At 58.8% G+C, this 17,178-nt stretch carries 17 protein-coding genes and 1 tRNA gene; 8 read left to right on the top strand and 10 right to left on the bottom strand.

The window, feature by feature from the left end; genetic code table 11:
- Positions 1–45 precede the first annotated feature (45 nt).
- Positions 46–1,002: a sugar ABC transporter substrate-binding protein gene (locus VC35_RS16760; protein ID WP_046041592.1), complete on the bottom strand. Its 957-nt coding sequence runs from the start codon at positions 1,000–1,002 to the stop codon at positions 46–48.
- 193 nt (positions 1,003–1,195) lie between these two features.
- Complete coding sequence (locus VC35_RS16765) at positions 1,196–1,657, bottom strand: hypothetical protein (protein ID WP_046041593.1); 462 nt, start codon at positions 1,655–1,657, stop codon at positions 1,196–1,198.
- Between the two features lie 352 nt (positions 1,658–2,009).
- On the opposite strand from VC35_RS16765, the gene VC35_RS16770 reads away from it, so the two are divergent.
- The 3 genes from VC35_RS16770 (at position 2,010) to VC35_RS16780 (ending at position 4,244) form a co-directional block, all read left to right on the top strand.
- Positions 2,010–3,098 (top strand): asparaginase, encoded by a 1,089-nt coding sequence (locus tag VC35_RS16770; RefSeq protein ID WP_046041594.1) that lies wholly within the window; start codon positions 2,010–2,012, stop codon positions 3,096–3,098.
- A gap of 182 nt (positions 3,099–3,280) precedes the next feature.
- The gene (locus tag VC35_RS16775) at positions 3,281–3,550 is read left to right on the top strand and encodes a DUF1654 domain-containing protein (RefSeq protein ID WP_046041595.1); all 270 of its coding nucleotides are present in this window, start codon (positions 3,281–3,283) and stop codon (positions 3,548–3,550) included.
- 4 nt (positions 3,551–3,554) lie between these two features.
- Positions 3,555–4,244 carry an endonuclease gene (locus VC35_RS16780; RefSeq protein WP_046041596.1) on the top strand — a complete coding sequence of 230 codons (690 nt, stop codon included), beginning with the start codon at positions 3,555–3,557 and terminating at the stop codon, positions 4,242–4,244.
- An 84-nt stretch (positions 4,245–4,328) separates the two neighbouring features.
- Here the strand turns inward: VC35_RS16780 and VC35_RS16785 are convergent, their stop codons facing one another.
- Positions 4,329–4,694: a hypothetical protein gene (locus VC35_RS16785; RefSeq protein WP_046041597.1), complete on the bottom strand. Its 366-nt coding sequence runs from the start codon at positions 4,692–4,694 to the stop codon at positions 4,329–4,331.
- 250 nt (positions 4,695–4,944) lie between these two features.
- Between VC35_RS16785 and csrA the strand changes: the two genes are divergently transcribed.
- On the top strand, positions 4,945–5,136 hold the full coding sequence (gene csrA / locus VC35_RS16790) for a carbon storage regulator CsrA (protein ID WP_007975691.1): 192 nt from the start codon (positions 4,945–4,947) through the stop codon (positions 5,134–5,136).
- A 185-nt stretch (positions 5,137–5,321) separates the two neighbouring features.
- On the opposite strand, the gene VC35_RS16795 is transcribed toward csrA, so the two are convergent.
- Positions 5,322–5,777 (bottom strand): DUF2214 family protein, encoded by a 456-nt coding sequence (locus VC35_RS16795; RefSeq protein WP_046041598.1) that lies wholly within the window; start codon positions 5,775–5,777, stop codon positions 5,322–5,324.
- Positions 5,778–5,980: 203 nt separating this feature from the next.
- On the opposite strand from VC35_RS16795, the gene VC35_RS16800 reads away from it, so the two are divergent.
- On the top strand, positions 5,981–6,733 hold the full coding sequence (locus VC35_RS16800) for a carbonic anhydrase (protein ID WP_046041599.1): 753 nt from the start codon (positions 5,981–5,983) through the stop codon (positions 6,731–6,733).
- Between the two features lie 76 nt (positions 6,734–6,809).
- Here VC35_RS16800 and VC35_RS16805 read toward each other — a convergent pair whose 3' ends face one another.
- Positions 6,810–7,004: a hypothetical protein gene (locus tag VC35_RS16805; RefSeq protein WP_046041600.1), complete on the bottom strand. Its 195-nt coding sequence runs from the start codon at positions 7,002–7,004 to the stop codon at positions 6,810–6,812.
- Between the two features lie 251 nt (positions 7,005–7,255).
- On the opposite strand from VC35_RS16805, the gene VC35_RS16810 reads away from it, so the two are divergent.
- Entirely contained in the window at positions 7,256–7,462 is a 207-nt protein-coding gene (locus VC35_RS16810; protein ID WP_046041601.1) for a hypothetical protein, read from the top strand.
- A 480-nt stretch (positions 7,463–7,942) separates the two neighbouring features.
- Positions 7,943–9,367 carry a DUF1254 domain-containing protein gene (locus VC35_RS16815; RefSeq protein ID WP_052960568.1) on the top strand — a complete coding sequence of 475 codons (1,425 nt, stop codon included), beginning with the start codon at positions 7,943–7,945 and terminating at the stop codon, positions 9,365–9,367.
- A gap of 160 nt (positions 9,368–9,527) precedes the next feature.
- Here VC35_RS16815 and VC35_RS16820 read toward each other — a convergent pair.
- Positions 9,528–9,604: transfer RNA gene (locus VC35_RS16820), tRNA-Val, on the bottom strand.
- Positions 9,605–9,788: 184 nt separating this feature from the next.
- On the opposite strand from VC35_RS16820, the gene VC35_RS16825 reads away from it, so the two are divergent.
- The gene (locus VC35_RS16825; protein ID WP_046041602.1) at positions 9,789–11,072 is read left to right on the top strand and encodes an NAD(P)/FAD-dependent oxidoreductase; all 1,284 of its coding nucleotides are present in this window, start codon (positions 9,789–9,791) and stop codon (positions 11,070–11,072) included.
- 118 nt (positions 11,073–11,190) lie between these two features.
- Here VC35_RS16825 and VC35_RS16830 read toward each other — a convergent pair whose 3' ends face one another.
- Genes VC35_RS16830 through VC35_RS16845 form a run of 4 tightly spaced genes read right to left on the bottom strand, consistent with a single transcriptional unit; the run spans position 11,191 to position 16,768 of the window.
- Positions 11,191–12,162 carry an XdhC family protein gene (locus VC35_RS16830; RefSeq protein WP_046041603.1) on the bottom strand — a complete coding sequence of 324 codons (972 nt, stop codon included), beginning with the start codon at positions 12,160–12,162 and terminating at the stop codon, positions 11,191–11,193.
- Position 12,163: 1 nt separating this feature from the next.
- Complete coding sequence (locus VC35_RS16835) at positions 12,164–13,402, bottom strand: cytochrome c (protein ID WP_046041604.1); 1,239 nt, start codon at positions 13,400–13,402, stop codon at positions 12,164–12,166.
- Positions 13,403–13,404: 2 nt separating this feature from the next.
- Positions 13,405–13,944 (bottom strand): (2Fe-2S)-binding protein, encoded by a 540-nt coding sequence (locus VC35_RS16840; RefSeq protein ID WP_007982256.1) that lies wholly within the window; start codon positions 13,942–13,944, stop codon positions 13,405–13,407.
- Positions 13,937–16,768, bottom strand: coding sequence for a xanthine dehydrogenase family protein molybdopterin-binding subunit (locus tag VC35_RS16845; protein ID WP_046041605.1), 2,832 nt, complete (start codon positions 16,766–16,768; stop codon positions 13,937–13,939). Before VC35_RS16845 ends, VC35_RS16840 begins: the two co-directional genes overlap by 8 nt.
- Positions 16,769–17,178 lie beyond the last annotated feature (410 nt).

The following is a 17,178-nucleotide window of genomic DNA, read 5'->3' on the forward strand; positions in this document are numbered from 1 at the left end:
CATGCGCTCGTCCGGCTGGACGAGCGCCGTTACGTCGCCAGAAGGCTACTTGGTGACCAGCTCTACCGGCGTTTCGATCACGCCATTGGCGCCGCCGTCGACCTTCTCGCCCTTGAGAATCTTCAATGCAGTCTCGATGCCGAACACCGCCTGTTTGGCCGCAAACTGGTCCGCGGTGGCCAGCACGCGACCATCCTTGAGCATCGGCTGGATGGCATTGATGTTGTCGTAGCCGACCACTTGCACCTTGCCGGCCTTGCCCGCGGCGCGCACCGCAGACACCGCGCCGACCGCCATGCTGTCGTTGCCGGCCAACAGGGCCTTGGTTTGCGGGTATTCGCTGAGAATCGACGCGGCGACCTTGTTGCCCTTGTCGATCTCCCAGTCACCGGATTGCAGGGACACGACCTTGATCTGCGCCGCCTCCATCGCATCCTTGAAACCTGCGGTTCGCTGCTGGGCATTGGTGGTGGTGGACACACCTTCGATGATGCCGACTTCGTCACCGGCCTTCAGCTGTTTGGCCAGGTAATCCCCCACCAGCCGTGCGCCCTTGCGGTTGTCCGGGCCTACGAACGGAACACTGATGTTTTTGCTTTTGACGACGGCTGGGTCCAGCTGGTTGTCGATGTTGATCACGGTGATGCCGGCATCGATGGCCTTCTTGATCACCGGGACCATGGCCTTGGAGTCTGCCGGTGCAATCACCAGTGCATTGACCTTGGCCAGGATCATCTGCTCGACGATGCGCGTCTGGCCTGCGGTGTCGGTTTCATCCTTGATGCCGTTGGAGATGAGCTCGAACTCGCCGGAGTGATCTTTCTGGTAGGCCTTGGCGCCGTCCTCCATGGTCAGGAAGAACTCGTTGGCCAGGGATTTCATGACCAATGCGACTTTCGGCTTTTCAGCGGTTTCAGCAAAAGCCGAAGAGACAGGCAATGCAGCGGATGCGGCAGCCAGCATAGCGACAGCGAGAAGACGTCCAGCGAATGGCAGCTTCATGGGTTCACTCCGTTCTTATGATTATTGTGAGCAACGCTTGCGCTGGCGTAAGCTTCACGGCCCACCACGATGAAAAGCCATCATTGGAGCCGCGCAAACGTTTGCGTGAACCAAACTATGCGAACCCTGCCGATATTTGTCAACGACCTGAAAAGCGCTTTCACAGATGCGTGGCGAAAAAACGGCATTCAAATCATGCCGTGGTGTTGAGCACCGATCCCGTGCCGGAACCCTTGGCCAGCTCCTTGACCAGGCTCGCACTCACTTGCAGGATGGCGCCGTTGGTGTCGGCCACCTGCCCCTGAATGGCCGCTACCGCGGTGGTCTTGGCTTCCGGCGTCGGATAGGACGCCGCCTGGGCTTGCGCCAGTTGCTGCTGTTGCTCGCGCAATTGCTGCTGCAACTCCTTCAGACGCTTGAGCAAGACCTTCACCGCAACGCTGGTGTTATCGCTGGTTTCCGATTCGGCCTGTAAGCCGGCACTCTCCCCCAGACCGACCGGGCCCGTCTTGTCCTGGGTGCCGTCGCTTTTATTTGCACCCAGCGCTTGAGCAGCCGCATCAGCTGCTGCGTCGCTCAAGGCACGAAGGGTAGTGGCCGATTTGCCACCGATGGTGATGCCGGCGGCATTGGGAATGCCAACGGATAACGACATGTGAACTCCTGAAGTAAAAGATCCCTTGAGGGAGCATCGACCGGCGCGGGCGTTTCTTTAGTCGTTAGGGATGATTTGACCCGTTGAAATCTTAAACAAGATCGCGATCCGTTTCGGAGAGCCGAACGCGAAAGCTAAACATGTTCGGCATTCCGGACGCCCCGCCCCCGAAACCGCCCTGGACACAAACAGCAATACCGTTACAAATCATTAAGTTAAGTGTGTTTTTCGATTCAGAGTATTACTGGTACAGATCCTGCTCTTCCCCTCGCACCCCCGGCGTTCAGATTCGCCCGGGGCGTATCTAGATGAACCTGCATCTGCACCGTCTCACAACTAGAAGAGAAAAATAATGACATCTGCACTTAAGACCTTTGTTCCGGGCGCCTTGGCCCTCCTGCTGCTTCTGCCTACTGCCCTTCAGGCCAAAGAAGCCGAAACACAACAGAAACTGGCCAACGTGGTGATCCTCGCCACCGGTGGCACCATTGCCGGCGCAGGGGCCAGCGCCGCCAACAGCGCAACCTATCAAGCGGCGAAAGTCGGCATTGAACAGTTGATCGCCGGCGTTCCTGAACTGAGCCAATTGGCTAACGTTCGCGGCGAACAGGTCATGCAAATCGCCTCCGAAAGCATCACCAACGAAAACCTGCTGCAACTGGGTCGCCGCGTAGCCGAACTGGCCGACAGCAAAGACGTCGATGGCATCGTGATCACCCACGGCACCGACACCCTGGAAGAAACGGCGTACTTCCTGAACTTGGTGGAAAAAACCGAGAAGCCAATCATCGTCGTGGGCTCCATGCGCCCAGGCACCGCGATGTCCGCCGATGGCATGCTGAACCTGTACAACGCAGTGGCCGTGGCCAGCAGCAAAGACGCGCGGGGCAAAGGCGTGCTGGTGACCATGAACGATGAAATCCAGTCGGGTCGCGACGTCAGCAAAATGATCAACATCAAGACCGAAGCGTTTAAAAGCGCCTGGGGTCCGCTGGGCATGGTGGTAGAAGGCAAATCCTACTGGTTCCGCCTGCCAGCCAAGCGCCACACCATGGATTCCGAGTTCGACATCAAGACCATCAAGAGCCTGCCTGACGTCGAGATCGCCTACTCCTACGGCAACGTCAGCGATACCGCCTACAAGGCCCTGGCTCAATCGGGCGCCAAAGCCATCATCCACGCAGGCACCGGCAATGGCTCGGTATCGTCGCGGGTAGTTCCTACCCTGCAAGCCCTGCGCAAGGACGGCGTGCAGATCATTCGCTCCTCCCATGTCAACGCAGGTGGCTTTGTATTGCGCAACGCCGAACAGCCTGACGATAAATACGACTGGGTCGTGGCCCACGACCTGAACCCGCAAAAGGCGCGGATCCTGGCGATGGTCGCGTTGACCAAAACCAATGACAGCAAAGAACTGCAACGGATGTTCTGGGAGTACTGATTCGCCCTCGCCCGACCGGATCCGGTCGGGCACCCCGTGCGCCATTCGCCAGCCTTGGCGAGTGGCTGCCGCTGGAACTTACATAAAAACTCCCTTCGCCTTACGCCAAACGGAACAAATCGCTGTCAGAGGATTTTCTTGATTTTTAAGCAGTTGCGAAATGGCCTACAGTTAAATACTGTATGCACGTACAGCTTAATAAGGATAATTCCGTGGACACCACCTCTGCCTCTCCTGACACCTATGTACGCATGGGCCTGCGCGTTCAGAAAATCATCAACTCTCCCACCGCACAAAAGGCCAGGGCAGCGCTGATCTTCCGCCTGCCTGACGAACCGGTGGATGAATGGGAACGCTTGCTGGAAGAAATCGACGAAAACGACAACGTCACCCTCGCCTATCGCGACGATGGCGGCGTGCAGATTTTCTGGGTTGTGCCGAAGGAAGATTGAGTCGATGAGTGTCCGCTGGTTTGCTTTGCTGTTTCTGTTTTTTGTCGTGGGTGCGCAAGCCGACGCGCCGCGCACCTTCACCGAAGCGAAAAAGGTGGCCTGGAAGCTCTACGCGCCCCAATCCACCGAGTTTTACTGTGGCTGCAAATACACCGGCAACCGGGTGAACCTTGCCGCCTGCGGTTATGTGCCCCGTAAAAATGCCAAACGCGCAGCCCGCATCGAGTGGGAGCATATTGTTCCCGCATGGCAAATCGGTCATCAACGCCAGTGCTGGCAAGCGGGCGGTCGCAAGAACTGCACCCGCTACGACCCGGTTTACCAGAAGGCCGAGGCTGATTTGCACAACCTGGTGCCCAGCATTGGCGAGGTCAATGGCGATCGCAGTAACTTCAGCTTTGGCTGGTTGCCCGAGCAGTCGGGGCAATATGGTTCCTGCCTGACCCAGGTCGACTTCAAGGCCAAGAAAGTCATGCCCCGCCCTTCCATTCGCGGCATGATCGCCCGGACCTACTTCTACATGAGCAAGCAGTATGGCTTGCGCCTGTCGAAACAGGATCGGCAACTCTACGAAGCCTGGGACAAGACCTATCCGGTACAGGCCTGGGAGCGCCAACGCAATCAGAGCGTGGGTTGCGTCATGGGGCGCGGCAACGAGTTCGTCGGCCCGGTAGACATGAAGGCCTGCAGCTGAATCCAGAACAGGACACCTGAAACGACAAAGGCCTCGGGGCTAAACACCCGAGGCCTTTGTCGTTTCTTCAACGTCTGCGCTACGTTATTGAGCGACTGGACGCTCAAGCACCAGCAATTCGATGTTCTGTTTCTTCGAGCGAGTGAGCGCCGCGCGGACTTCATCCTGTTTGGCTTCGGCCTCGGTTTTCGAGTTGAACGGCCCCATCAGGATTCGGGTATTGCCATTCTCCTTGACGACGCTGGACATGAAACTGTGCTCGATCAGCCAGCCACTCAGATCGCTGACCGCCTGAGGGGTTTCACCTCGCACTTCAAGATCCCATTGCGGACCGGACACTGGAGCGGGTACAGCAGCCATGGCCGGCTTGGGCTTCGGCGCATCCACACTGCTGCCCTCACCACACCCTGCCAGTGCCAATATCGCGATGACCAAAACCATTTTGCGCACGACGCTTCCCTCTAAATGCATAAAGCGGCGATTTTAACACCCATGAATACTTCAAGAGTGCCGTAAAATGGGCTCAAAACAACGAGAATGATGGTTACGGCCTCTGTATAGTTACGCCTTGGGAATTAATGCCGCATCTGCGCGTCAGAAAGAGGCACCCAAACCGCGAGACTTCGCACTAATCTATACATAACACCGACCTCTGCACTGTCCGAATCAGGTGCCCCACAAAGCAATCAAGGAGAAGACCATGCTGATACTCACCCGCAAAGTCGGTGAAAGCATAAACATAGGTGATGACATTACGATCACCATCCTGGGCGTAAGCGGCCAGCAAGTCAGGATCGGTATCAACGCCCCGAAGGACGTTGCAGTGCATCGTGAAGAAATTTACCAGCGCATTCAGGCCGGCCTGACCGCCCCGGAAAAGCCGCAATCCTGAATCCTGTTGCAGTCAGTAGCCAGCCCGTTCAGTCCGGAATCACGGCTGGCTAAAGATTCAGCATCCCATCGCCCTGCGCATTTACCCCCCCGCACCCCCTAGGGGCCGATACTAGCGGCAAGCTTTACCCTATTGCTGTCAGACTTTTCTGGTTTACCCCAGGGAAGGATGCGTTCGCTCCGTGGTTAACCAAGCATTACGCCCCGTGCCATGCCCGTCGCCGCTACTACCATCAGCAGTACCAACAGCGCCTCGATATGACTGATCCGTGCAAACAGCTTCGCACGGCCAGTATCGATCGTCACTTTACGGGCAAGCGCTATCCGCCATTTGATCAGCGTCACCATGAGTGCGATTTCCAGCAGCAAGATCAGGACAAACAGCGTCATCTTCAGATGAAACAGCGGTTGATGCAGGTAATAGTCCGTACCCTTCTCGTACCCGCCAAACGCTCGCATCCCCCCACTGATCAATAGAACGACAGCTGAAATTCCCCAGATATTGTCCGCCATCAGAACACTGCGCACCTCTGCGGCCCCGTCGGCCAAACGCCGAAAAGCCGTGCCCCGAACCAACACCGCCCAGAATCCCAAGGCAAATGCCAGAAGATGAACCGCCGCCAGAAACCAGTGAGTCAGCATCGAGAAACTCCTGCCAGGTCGAAGTTGTATGAGCCAGTCAGTAGTAGTCCATGAAATGGCTGTGTGCACGGTGTCCGTCGACAATGCTCGAAACACAATATGACAGACCAACTAGACTCCACTGCGCCGGTATTGAGCGTCCGCGGCAGTGCCCGCCCCAACAGCAACTCACTCCCACCGCATTGAACTGAGTAAACAAAATCATGTGTGAATCATGTGATTCAAGCTCTGCTTCAAACACAACAGGCCGTCGTCGTTTTCTTCAACTTGCCGGATTGAGCGCAGGCGCCCTGCTGCTGACCGGCACACTGCCCGGCAAGATCATCCAGGCAGCCGAAAAAGCGTCAGCCCCACCCAAACCACAAAACGTAATCAGTTCCGACATGGCGTTGAAAAGACTGATGGAGGGCAATGCACGATATGTAGGCGGTACTTCCACAACGCACGATTTCAAGGCAGAGCGAGAGGCCCTGGTGTCCGGCCAGAATCCGTTCGTGGCCGTGCTGAGCTGCTCCGACTCGAGGATCGCCCCGGAATATGCGTTCGACACCGCGCGCGGCGATCTTTTCTCAATCCGCGTCGCGGGCAACTTCGTTACGCCGGAAGGCCTGGCCAGTCTTGAATACGGAGTTGCCGTACTGGGCGCCCCACTGATTCTCGTACTAGGGCATGAGAGCTGCGGCGCCATCGAGGCCGGCATCAAGGCCGTCAAGGATCAGACGATTTTCCCCGGCCACATCCCAAAACTGACTGACGCACTCAAGTCGGCAGTCGAGGCAGTACTCAAGCAGCCCGGGAACTTGATGGAAAACGCCACCGTGCAAAACGTCAAAAACTCGGTCAACAGCCTGAAACAGGCCTCGCCATTGCTGACCGATGCGCAGAGCAAAGGCATGCTTAAGATCGTGGGCGGTATCTATCGCCTGGCGAGCGGCAAGGTAGAGTTGATCGTTTGATCCGCAACGCGCACGCCCCCCAGCATCGGTGCATGACCTCGCATGCAAAGAGCCCAGCGCGACGGCTGGGCTCTGGTTATCTTCGGTTTTGCATCATTTTATCCGCTAGGGTTCTGGCCCTCTCGATCAACAGGTTCTGCCTGTCCTCGTGGGTAGCTCCACCCACAATCGGAGCAGTCAGATTGCTTTCGGCAATCAATGCAGCGCAGAAATATCGATCCCAGACAGCCGAGTCCACAGGTGCCTGCTTGCTCACTTGATCGGTGTTCATAGGCGGCTCCTTTTGATGAGGTCGCTTCGCTAGTTTACGCCTGAATGACAAAAAATCCGGGCCAACACTCACAGTGGCTCGCCATTCGTCGCCTGCCAGAACACCACGATGAATTCGCCCGTATCCGTGGCTTGAGGCTTGCTAAGATCGCGCGTAGCAGCGCCGGAATGACAGGATTCTGACGCCGCAGCCATTCAATCAATGCTTAAGGACTCCAGCGATACGCTTGGTCAGTCACCGGGAGATGTAACGTGTCAACGCTCAACGAAATCGCAATGAACCACGCGAGAATGGCCAAGGAAAAAGCAGGAAAGTCGACCGAACTGAGCGAGCGCCACCTCCAGATCGTAGGGAGCTTCGAAGTACCGTCCATTGAAGAACAGCAGAACATCCCGCTGCACCTGATCGCTGGAGCACAGGAAAGCCACCATGGCCTCGCAGCGACCTTTGCCCTCTGACGTCTACTGAAGCTGGCGACGACCTGAACGATTTACTCGGTAATCATCCGGTATCCGTTCAGCAATCGTCGCGCCTAGATAACCCGACACTGCTTTTCTGATCCGGGCATCTCATCTTTCAAATACAGCGAAGTGATTGCCAGCTGGATGCAAGGTTCAGCAAATAACACGCAATGACTTGTTGATTGAAAATCCATGAACTAGACATAACTCCACAGTCAGCTTCCCTGAAAATCGATAATGATTCTTGGTACTAACAAGGGTTTTATGCTCCTTGCCATACGAGCAAAAAAACGAAGTCCTTCAGCGCATCGAAATTGTTAAGCCTGGCACTACAGCAGGCGCTGTCTGTAGCAGTGAGCATCCTTGGATAAAACAAAGTGCGTTATGCGAGCTCATGCCTTGAGCAAACACTAGCGCCTGATTCGCAGTTAGTTGATCCACTCACTTATCCGGCTTGACGAATGGAGATGCATGTTCATGAAAAACCCACTACCGAGAGCCCTTGGCGGTACGGTGATATTGCTGGCGTCATTCATATCCACTTTCACACACGCAGCAGATATCACTCCCGCTGAAATGAAGGCTATCGCCACGGAAGGCTACATCTACGGCCTGCCCATCGTGATGAACTATGCGATCATGTACGACTACGCCGTAGACAAAAACTCCGGACAGTTCAAGGCGCCGTTCAACCAGATTCATAGCCTGCACCATGTCGCGACTTACAAGGACACAGCTGTTATTTCACCAAACAGCGACACGCCCTATTCGATGATATTCATGGACCTGCGCAGCGAGCCGATGGTGTTATCGGTACCGGCGGTAGAGAAACCACGGTACTACTCGGTACAACTCATCGACGGCAGCACCTACAACTACGGTTACATCGGCAGCCGCGCCACCGGCAACGAAGCCGGCGACTACATGGTAGTCGGACCCGAATGGAAGGGCGCGACCCCACCGGGCATCAAGAAGGTGTTTCGTTCCGGCACGCAATTCCCCTTCGCGCTCTTTCGCACCCAACTCTTCAACCCGGATGACCTGCCGAACGTGGTAAAGGTCCAGTCAGGCTACAAGGCACAGCCGCTATCAGCCTTTCTCAAGCAACCTGCGCCGCCTGCCGCGCCGGCGATCGACTTCCCGAAGATCAACACGGACCTCGCAAAGACCGGCTTCTTCAAGTATCTCGACTTTGCCTTGCAGTACGCCCCGGCCGCACTGGATGAAGTGGCGATCCGGGCGAAACTTGCCCGGATCGGCATTGGCGCCGGCAAGGACTTCAACTTCCAGGATCTGTCCGCCGAGCAAAAGGCCGCAGTGGTTCAGGGCATGCAGGCCGGGCACGCGCAGGTCGAGGAAGGGATCAAGAATCTCGGCACGAAGATCAATGGCTGGAACATTGTCGGTGCCGGCGGCGACAGCGCCTTCTACAACGGCGACTGGCTGAAGCGTGCTGCCGTCGCGCAAGCAGGCATTTATGCCAACGATGCCGAGGAAGCCACGTATCCGCTGTCCAAGACCCTGACCAATGGCGAGCCGCTTGACGGCAGCAAGCACAGCTACACCATCACCCTTCCCGCCGGACAATTCCCGCCGGTCAACGCCTTCTGGTCAGTGACCATGTACGACGGCAAGACGCAACTGCTCACCAAGAACCCGATCAATCGCTACCTCATCAACTCGCCCATGCTGCCCGAGATGAAGAAGAATGCGGACGGCTCGTTGACGCTGTATATCCAGAAGGATTCGCCCGGCGCAGACAAGGAAAGCAACTGGCTGCCTGCACCGAATGATCTGATCTACCTGGTGATGCGGCTGTATTGGCCGAAGACAGAAGCGCCGTCCATCCTGCCGCCTGGCAAGGGAACCTGGAGTCCGCCCGAGATCGTCAAAGCCAATTGACCGGACGCAGGGTCATACGTCAATCATGACCCTGTCTAGCCCTGAAACAGGTGCAAACCTTATTCAGGACGGGACAACGTTCTGAAGAAATCCAAGACAACAAAAAAAGGCCCACCTTTCGGTGAGCCTTTCTAGACCGCCCAGCAGAGCGGATTTTGTTTGGTAGGCGCGATTGGACTCGAACCAACGACCCCCACCATGTCAAGGTGGTGCTCTAACCAACTGAGCTACGTGCCTGCTGTGAGGCGGCATTCTACGGAATTCCGGAGGGGTGTCAACACCTTTTTTCGAGCTAACCCTATGAATATGCAAAATATTTAATTTTGCCGGTACAAAGAAGATTTTCCGGGTGGCTGGCGGGCGATTTTCAACTCGGGTAGGATCAACGCACTCGTAAAATATATTAAACAGAGGCTGCAGGATGGCTAACACTCCCTACCCAGAATCCTACTACGCCGCATCGGCCAATGCGGTTCCACCGCGCCCGGCGTTGCAGGATGACGTGGAGACCGATGTCTGTGTGATTGGCGCCGGTTATACGGGGCTGTCCTCTGCCCTGTTTCTGCTGGAGAACGGCTTCAAGGTCACGGTGCTCGAAGCCGCCGGGGTGGGTTTCGGGGCGTCCGGGCGTAATGGCGGCCAGATCGTTAACAGCTATAGCCGCGATATCGATGTCATCGAGCGCACGATCGGTCCCAAGCAGGCCCAATTGCTGGGGCAGATGGCGTTCGAGGGTGGGCGAATCATTCGTGAGCGGGTCGCCAGGTACAACATTCAGTGCGACTTGAAGGACGGAGGCGTGTTCGCCGCGATGACCGCCAAGCAGATGGGGCATCTCGAATCCCAGAAGCGCCTGTGGGAGCGTTTCGGGCACACCCAGCTTGAGTTGATGGATCAACGCCGCATCCGCGAGGTGGTTGCTTGCGATCAGTACGTCGGCGGGATGCTCGACATGAGTGGCGGCCACATCCATCCGCTTAACCTGGCACTGGGTGAAGCGGCGGCGGTCGAGTCCCTGGGTGGCACGATTTACGAGCAGTCGCCCGCTGTGCGCATCGTGCGCGGCGCGAATCCGGTGGTGCACACGCCGCAGGGTAAGGTCCGGGCCAAGTTCATCATCGTCGCCGGCAACGCTTACCTGGGCAATCTGGTGCCGGAACTGGCCGCCAAGTCGATGCCTTGTGGCACACAGGTGATAACCACCGAGCCACTGGGTGAAGAACTGGCGAAGACCCTGCTGCCTCAGGATTACTGTGTCGAAGACTGCAATTACTTGCTCGACTACTACCGCCTCAGCGGCGACAAGCGCCTGATTTTCGGTGGTGGCGTGGTGTATGGCGCGCGGGATCCGGCGAACATCGAAGCAATCATTCGACCGAAGATGCTCAAGGCATTCCCGCAGCTCAAGGACGTGAAGATCGATTTCGCGTGGACGGGCAATTTCCTGCTGACCCTGTCGCGCCTGCCCCAGGTCGGACGCCTGGGCGACAACATCTACTATTCCCAGGGTTGTAGCGGCCACGGCGTGACCTACACGCATCTGGCGGGCAAGGTCCTGGCCGAAGCGCTACGCGGCCAGGCCGAGCGTTTTGATGCGTTTGCCGACCTGCCACACTACCCGTTCCCTGGCGGACAAATGCTGCGTACCCCGTTCGCGGCACTAGGCGCCTGGTATTACGGATTGCGGGACAGGTTCGGGTACTAAGCGGCACGCAATACATTGTGGGAGCGAGCCTGCTCGCGATATCGGTCTAGCAGCCAACGAACATGTTGGATGTTACGACCTCATCGCGAGCAGGCACGCTCCCACAAGTTTTGGGGGGTTAGAGACGATCCCGCGCGATACCGCTGCGAATCCGCAGGATGTCCGCCAGCACCGCCAGGGCGATCTCTGCTGGCGTCTTGCTGCCCAGGTTCAGCCCGATCGGCGCGTGAATCCGCCCCAACTCGACCTCCCCCAGACCACCAATGCGCCGCAGGCGCTCGAAGCGCTTTTGCGAGGTCTGCATGGAGCCCATCACACCGATGTAAAACGCCTCGGTGCGAACAGCCTCCATCATCGCCAGGTCATCGATACGTGGATCATGGGTCAACGCCACCACCGCCGTATCGCTGTGACAGCCGCCGTCGGCGATGAACACCGACGGCAGTTGGCGACGAATCTCCACGTTTTCCAGCACGACACCTTCCAGCACTTCGTCCCGCGGGTCACACAAAATCACCTCGAACCCAAGCCCCACGGCAAACTCCGCACAGGCCTGGGCGACACTGGAATACCCCGCCAGCAGCAAGCGCTGTGCCGCGCCGACGCGCACGCGCACCCGGTCGATTTCACGCTCGATACGCACACCCTGCTCACGGTCATCGAACAGGCTACGCGCACCGCTTTGCAGGTCGACTTCGCGGATCAACCGACGTCGGCCCAGCAGCGCCGACTCCAGTTCCCGCAGATGCGCTTGCACTTCGCAATCGCCATCAAGCTTCTCGACCAGCACGTCCAGCACCCCGCCGCATGGCAGGCTGACGCGCGAGCGTGGGTCGTCGCCTTCGCCGTAACGAACAACGTTGACCGGATCCAGAAACGCGCCTTCGGCGACTCGCTCGAGAAAGTCTTCCTCGACACAGCCACCGGACAACGAGCCAATCCAGTGCCCCTGCGTGTTCACCGCCAGCAGCGAACCCGGTGCGCGCGGTGCCGAGCCGTAAGTGGCCAGCACCGTACACAGCCAGATGCGCTGTCCGGCCGCCGACCACTCCAGCGCCCGGCGTATCACTTGCAGATCGAGATGCTGCATGTCAGTGGGCCTTGTGCTCGAGCGGCGGCGCATCGGCCCGCAACTTTTGCACGTCGTTCACTGCCAGGTCGCTCGGCTGACCGCCCCACCCCTGACGCAGGTAGTTCAGTAGATCCGTGAGTTGCTCGTCGCTCAATTTCGCGGCGAACCCTGGCATCGGTTGCATGTGTTCGAAACCGGAGAACTTCTGCTCACCGATACCGTCGTCGATCACCCGTACCAGGTTGCGCGGATCTTCCAGGCGCAGCGTGGTGTTGCCGCGCATGGCCACCGCGATGTGCGGCTTGCCCTCACCGCCCGGCGCATGGCAACCGGCGCAGACATTCAAATATTCCTGACGGCCGCGCTGCGCGCTCGGGCTCAGCTTGTCCAGCGGCACTTCGGTGAGCACTTTCGCCGCAGGCGGCTGATCGCCGAGCAGGAAAGTCGCCATCGCCGCCAGATCCGGATCGCTGAGGCCCTGGGTGCTGTTGTGGAACACCGGGAACATCTCGTTGAACATCGTGCCCTGGGCGCTCATGCCGTGCTTGAGGAACGAGCTCAGGTCCTGATGATTCCAGCCACGGGCCGCCAGGTCAGTGGCCAGCAGGCTCGGTGCCAGATAGCCATTGAGAATGCCACCGGTCATGCGCTTGTCCTGTTGCATCGCGCCAGGCAAGCCGCGTGGGGTGTGGCACTCGCCACAGTGACCCAGCACGTCGACCATGTATTGGCCGCGCTTCCAGGCTTCGCTCTTGCCTTCGGCAGGCTCCAGCTTCACGTCCTTGCCGTACATCATGTTCCAGGCCATCAGGCCCAGGCGCACGTTGAACGGGAAGCTCAGACTGGTGACCGGCGCAGCGCGCTCGATCGGCTCGACGGTTTTCAGGTAGGCATGAATCGCGTCGGAATCTGCTCGCGGCATCAGGTGATACGAGGTGTAGGGCATCGCCGGATACAGGTTCGCGCCATCGCGGCGCTTGCCTTCGGTCAGCGCGACAAAGAACTCGTCATCGCTGTACAGGCCGATGCCGTGCTCTTTGCTCGGGGTGATGTTGGTGCCGTAGATCGTGCCGAACGGCGACACGATCGGCAGGCCGCCCGCGTACGGCGCACCACCCGGTGCGGTATGACACGCCATGCAGTCGGCGGCGCGGGCGAGGTACTCGCCTTGCTTGGCCTGTGCATCATCCGCGTGAGCCGCCACCACAGGCGCAGCCAGACCAACCGCCAACGCCAGGCGGCTAAGTAGAAGCTTCATGCTTAACCCTCCTTGACCAGGCCGAGATCGGTCAGCACGTTGCGGGTGGCGCTGTAGTAGCGCACGTACCCGGTGCAACGGCAGATGTGATGACCCAGGCTGTCCTCGATGACTTTTTCCAGCTGGCTTTTGACGATGGGCTGACGCTGCAGTTTTTCCACCAGCACGGTTGCGGCATTGACGAAGCCCGGAGCGCAGTAGCTGCACTGGAAGGCGAATTCATCGACGAAACGCTGCTGGATCGGGTTCAGCTCGGTGACCTTGCCCTGCTCGTCGCGGGTCGCATGGCCTTCGATAGTCCGAACCTTCTTGCCTTCGAAATAGTGCGCGCCGGTGATGCAGGTGCGCACTTCTTCGCTGGTGCCGTCCGGGTTGTCGACGATCACCACGCAGGCGTGGCAGATGCCCTGGCCGCAGCCCAGGCGCGAGCCGGTGAGGTTCTTGTACTCGTGCAGGTAGTCGATCATCGGCAGGTCATCAGGGATGTCCACCGGGCCGACGGATTGACCGTTGAGGGTCAGTTGAAGCGGACGGTTAGCCATTGAGGGCCTCCTTGATGCGTGCAGAAGTGATAGGCAGGTCGCGGACACGTTTACCGATGGCATGGGCCACGGCGTTGCCGATGGCACCGACCACCGGGATCATCACCACCTCGGCGATACCCTTGGATGGGTCGCTTGGCGACAGTGGCGGCAGGATGTCCGCCGTCTGTTTCCACACTGCGACGTGACGCGCCATCGGCAGGCGGTAACGGTTGAAGTTCCAGTCACCCTCCCCCGGCCCGCCTTCGTACAGCGGCATCTCTTCCATCAGCGCATGGCCGATGCCCATGGCGATACCGCCTTCGAGCTGGCCCCTGACCAGTTCTTCCACCAGCACCCGACCGCACTCGACCCACGAGTGATGGTTGAGCACCGACACTTCGTTCGAACCCTTGTTGACCTTCACTTCCACCAGCGTCGCGACCGGGCTGTAGTAAGTCACCGCCGCGTTGTTCAGCTGGGTCGCCGGGTAGGCGATGCCCTGCCGATCCAGCAGATGGAAACCGGCGCTATTCATCTGCGCCTTCTTCGCCTTCGGTGCACCGTCGCCGTACTTCACCGCCAGGCCGTCGAGCGGCAAGCGCTCACGCACGCCGTCGATGCTGAACTCGGCCTCGGCCCAGCTCCAGCGGTTGAAACCGTGCACGGTGGCGCCACTCACCAGGCCACGCTCGTGAACGCGCTTGGCCAGCATGGCGAATGGCAGTGGCTCCATCCCGTTGGCCGTGAGCTTGCCGTCGACCCAATGGGCGTCTTCGCGGCGCACTACGTAAGGGTTGGCCTGACCTCCGTAAGGGCCTTGTCGCCAGATCTCCAGCGCCGCCGGCCACAGGCCGTGGTTGAACAGCACGCGCGCCGCTTCACGGGTGGCGTGGCTGAAGTAGTACGCCGAGTTGGTGGCCGACGAAGCCGAAGCGACCTTGCCGACCCAGCGTGGGTTGCGCAGGAAATTGTCCTGCTCGGCCTGGCTCATGATGTACGGGTTACCGCCACTGACCAGCTGCAACTCTTTCCATTCGGTTTCGCCGGTCTTCACTTCGTGCGCTGGAATACCAAGGAAGTCGGCCACGACCATGGCTTGCGAGGTGGACATGCCGGTGCCGATTTCGATACCGATGTGGCGCAGGCTGATGCGACCTTCGGCAGTGAATTCAATGCTGGCCATCGGCGCTTCGGAACCGGTGCCGAAGTCTTTCTGGCAGATGGCGAACCCCACCCCGTACCAGTTGTCCGGGTCGGCGGCTTCGCGTTGCTTCTTGATCGCCTCGCGGTTTTTCCAGGTGTCGTGGACGGCCGCCTTGTCGAGAATCTCGTGCAGGCGCAAGGCACCGGCCGGGATCGCACCCTGGGTGTTTTTCATGCCCGAGCGCAGTGCGTTTTTGCGGCGCAGTTCAATGGCATCGACACCCAGGCGACCGGCGATTTCATCGACCATCATCTCGGTCGCTGCCATGCTTTGCAGGGTGCCGTAGCCACGCATCGACCCGGCTTCAACGGCGCGGGAGTGATAGGCCGTGACCTGCAGATCGTTCTGCGGCATGTAGTAGATCGACTGTGCCGCCGTGGCGCCCACCGCTGCCACCGACGGGCTGTAGTTGATTCGCCCGCCACCGTCGACGCTCATCTCGGAGCGGAAAATCTTGAAGCTGTGGTCGTTCTTGTCCACCGCCAACTGGTAGCGGATGTCGAACGGGTGACGCTTGATGCCGCTCTGGAACTGCTCGTAGCGGTCGTTGGCCAGGCGCACCGGCACACCGGCGCCGTACAACGCGGCCAACGCTGCGTAGTAGACGAAAATGTTGTGGTCCTTGGAGCCGTAACCGACGGTGTAACCCGGGTGCATGTTCAGGTTGGCCAGGCCGAAACGCGACGGCGCGATCATCTTCGCGGTTTCGGTTGCCGCTTCCAGCGGACACTGGGTGGCGACGACGAAATGCAGGGTCTTGGTGGCCGGGTCGTACCAGCCGTTGCCGTTGTCCGGCTCCATGGCGGCCGGCTCGATCGACGGCGTCTTGTAGCGCTCATCGAACACCAGCCAGTTGTCCGGCGGCGCATCGATCTGCTGCTTCATGCGGTCGGCGTAGAACAACCCACGCTCGGTCAGGTTACCGTGCAGGTTGGGCTGGGAGTTCCACACCGGACGACGGTTTTTCAGCATCGGGAACAGGATCGAATCCTTGAGGCTGGCGAATTCGTCTTCATCTGCCGAGGTCGCGCCGCCAACACGCACGTAGCGGAAGCTGCCGTAAGGATCGCCTTCATAAAACGGCGCTTTATCGCCGTAGCGGATTGCCTTGTCATTGAATTTGAGTTGGCTCTTGGCCTGACGGAAGCGCTCGAAATCGTTCCAGATCAGGATCGCCACCGGGTGGCCGATGAACATCGGCACCTTGCCGGCCGGCAACAGCGGATCCGGGGCGTGCTCCTCAGGGAACACGATACCGTCCTTGACCAGGTCTTCGGCGGTGACGATGCGGTCCGGTTGCAACTCGACACCGAGCCACGACAGGTCGATGCCTGCAAAGATGTGGTCGGCCTTGATGGTTTTCAGCAGCATGGCGTGGCCTTGCTGCTGCGGCCAGCCCGGCATGTCCTTGGCGCGGATGTCGCGGGCAAAGACTTTGCTGCCGCAGACCTTGGACAAGGCATCGTTACGGGCGCGCGCCTTGCCATTGTTGCCGAGCCACTGCTCGGACGGCACGGTCACGCTGTTTTCCATCAAGGCGGCCAGCGCCTGGCTGCTCAATGGCGTGAGCGTCACGCTCACGCCCGCTACCAGCCCGCCCTGAAGGAACGAGCGCCGGGATATATCACGGTTGGACATGGATCATCCTCTGGGCGGTTATGGGGTCCGCCCTTCTGATTATGTACTGGAAAATCTCGAGTCTTGCAGAAGCCCCTTTTGACGATACAAAGGGCTGTTGTTGACAGTGCAAAGCTGACCGAAAGGTTAAGTTTATAGGCTTATGGCCTTACGGAAAACTAAAAACTGACCAGCAAATCAAAAAAACGCGACGATTCGACGCAGCACAGTAATAGTAGCCGTGAATCTCGGTAGCGCGAGGTCAGAGGTGCCGCTGAACGACGGCGTCGTCAGCACCCAATCGGCCAGTCCTGCAAAGAGGTGCGCAGAAAGGTCCGACTGGAAAAAGGCGAGAGGAGAAAAAACTGAATTCCAGATCGAGTAGGAGGCGGATTTACATCCGCCGTCCTCTCACACCACCGTACGTACGG

Source organism: Pseudomonas fluorescens (genome assembly GCF_000967965.1).
Classification (GTDB): Bacteria; Pseudomonadota; Gammaproteobacteria; order Pseudomonadales; family Pseudomonadaceae; genus Aquipseudomonas; species Aquipseudomonas grandcourensis.

Excerpts from the sequence above, each read along its gene's own strand:
- VC35_RS16760 (WP_046041592.1), bottom strand. The coding sequence starts at position 1,002 with ATGAAGCTGCCATTCGCTGGACGTCTTCTCGCTGTCGCTATGCTGGCT.
- VC35_RS16800 (WP_046041599.1), top strand. The coding sequence starts at position 5,981 with ATGTGTGAATCATGTGATTCAAGCTCTGCTTCAAACACAACAGGCCGT.
- VC35_RS16780 (WP_046041596.1), top strand. The coding sequence starts at position 3,555 with ATGAGTGTCCGCTGGTTTGCTTTGCTGTTTCTGTTTTTTGTCGTGGGT.
- VC35_RS16845 (WP_046041605.1), bottom strand. The coding sequence starts at position 16,768 with ATGTCCAACCGTGATATATCCCGGCGCTCGTTCCTTCAGGGCGGGCTG.
- VC35_RS16840 (WP_007982256.1), bottom strand. The coding sequence starts at position 13,944 with ATGGCTAACCGTCCGCTTCAACTGACCCTCAACGGTCAATCCGTCGGC.
- VC35_RS16765 (WP_046041593.1), bottom strand. The coding sequence starts at position 1,657 with ATGTCGTTATCCGTTGGCATTCCCAATGCCGCCGGCATCACCATCGGT.
- VC35_RS16795 (WP_046041598.1), bottom strand. The coding sequence starts at position 5,777 with ATGCTGACTCACTGGTTTCTGGCGGCGGTTCATCTTCTGGCATTTGCC.
- VC35_RS16815 (WP_052960568.1), top strand. The coding sequence starts at position 7,943 with ATGAAAAACCCACTACCGAGAGCCCTTGGCGGTACGGTGATATTGCTG.
- VC35_RS16835 (WP_046041604.1), bottom strand. The coding sequence starts at position 13,402 with ATGAAGCTTCTACTTAGCCGCCTGGCGTTGGCGGTTGGTCTGGCTGCG.
- VC35_RS16770 (WP_046041594.1), top strand. The coding sequence starts at position 2,010 with ATGACATCTGCACTTAAGACCTTTGTTCCGGGCGCCTTGGCCCTCCTG.
- VC35_RS16830 (WP_046041603.1), bottom strand. The coding sequence starts at position 12,162 with ATGCAGCATCTCGATCTGCAAGTGATACGCCGGGCGCTGGAGTGGTCG.
- VC35_RS16775 (WP_046041595.1), top strand. The coding sequence starts at position 3,281 with ATGCACGTACAGCTTAATAAGGATAATTCCGTGGACACCACCTCTGCC.
- VC35_RS16805 (WP_046041600.1), bottom strand. The coding sequence starts at position 7,004 with ATGAACACCGATCAAGTGAGCAAGCAGGCACCTGTGGACTCGGCTGTC.
- VC35_RS16825 (WP_046041602.1), top strand. The coding sequence starts at position 9,789 with ATGGCTAACACTCCCTACCCAGAATCCTACTACGCCGCATCGGCCAAT.
- csrA (WP_007975691.1), top strand. The coding sequence starts at position 4,945 with ATGCTGATACTCACCCGCAAAGTCGGTGAAAGCATAAACATAGGTGAT.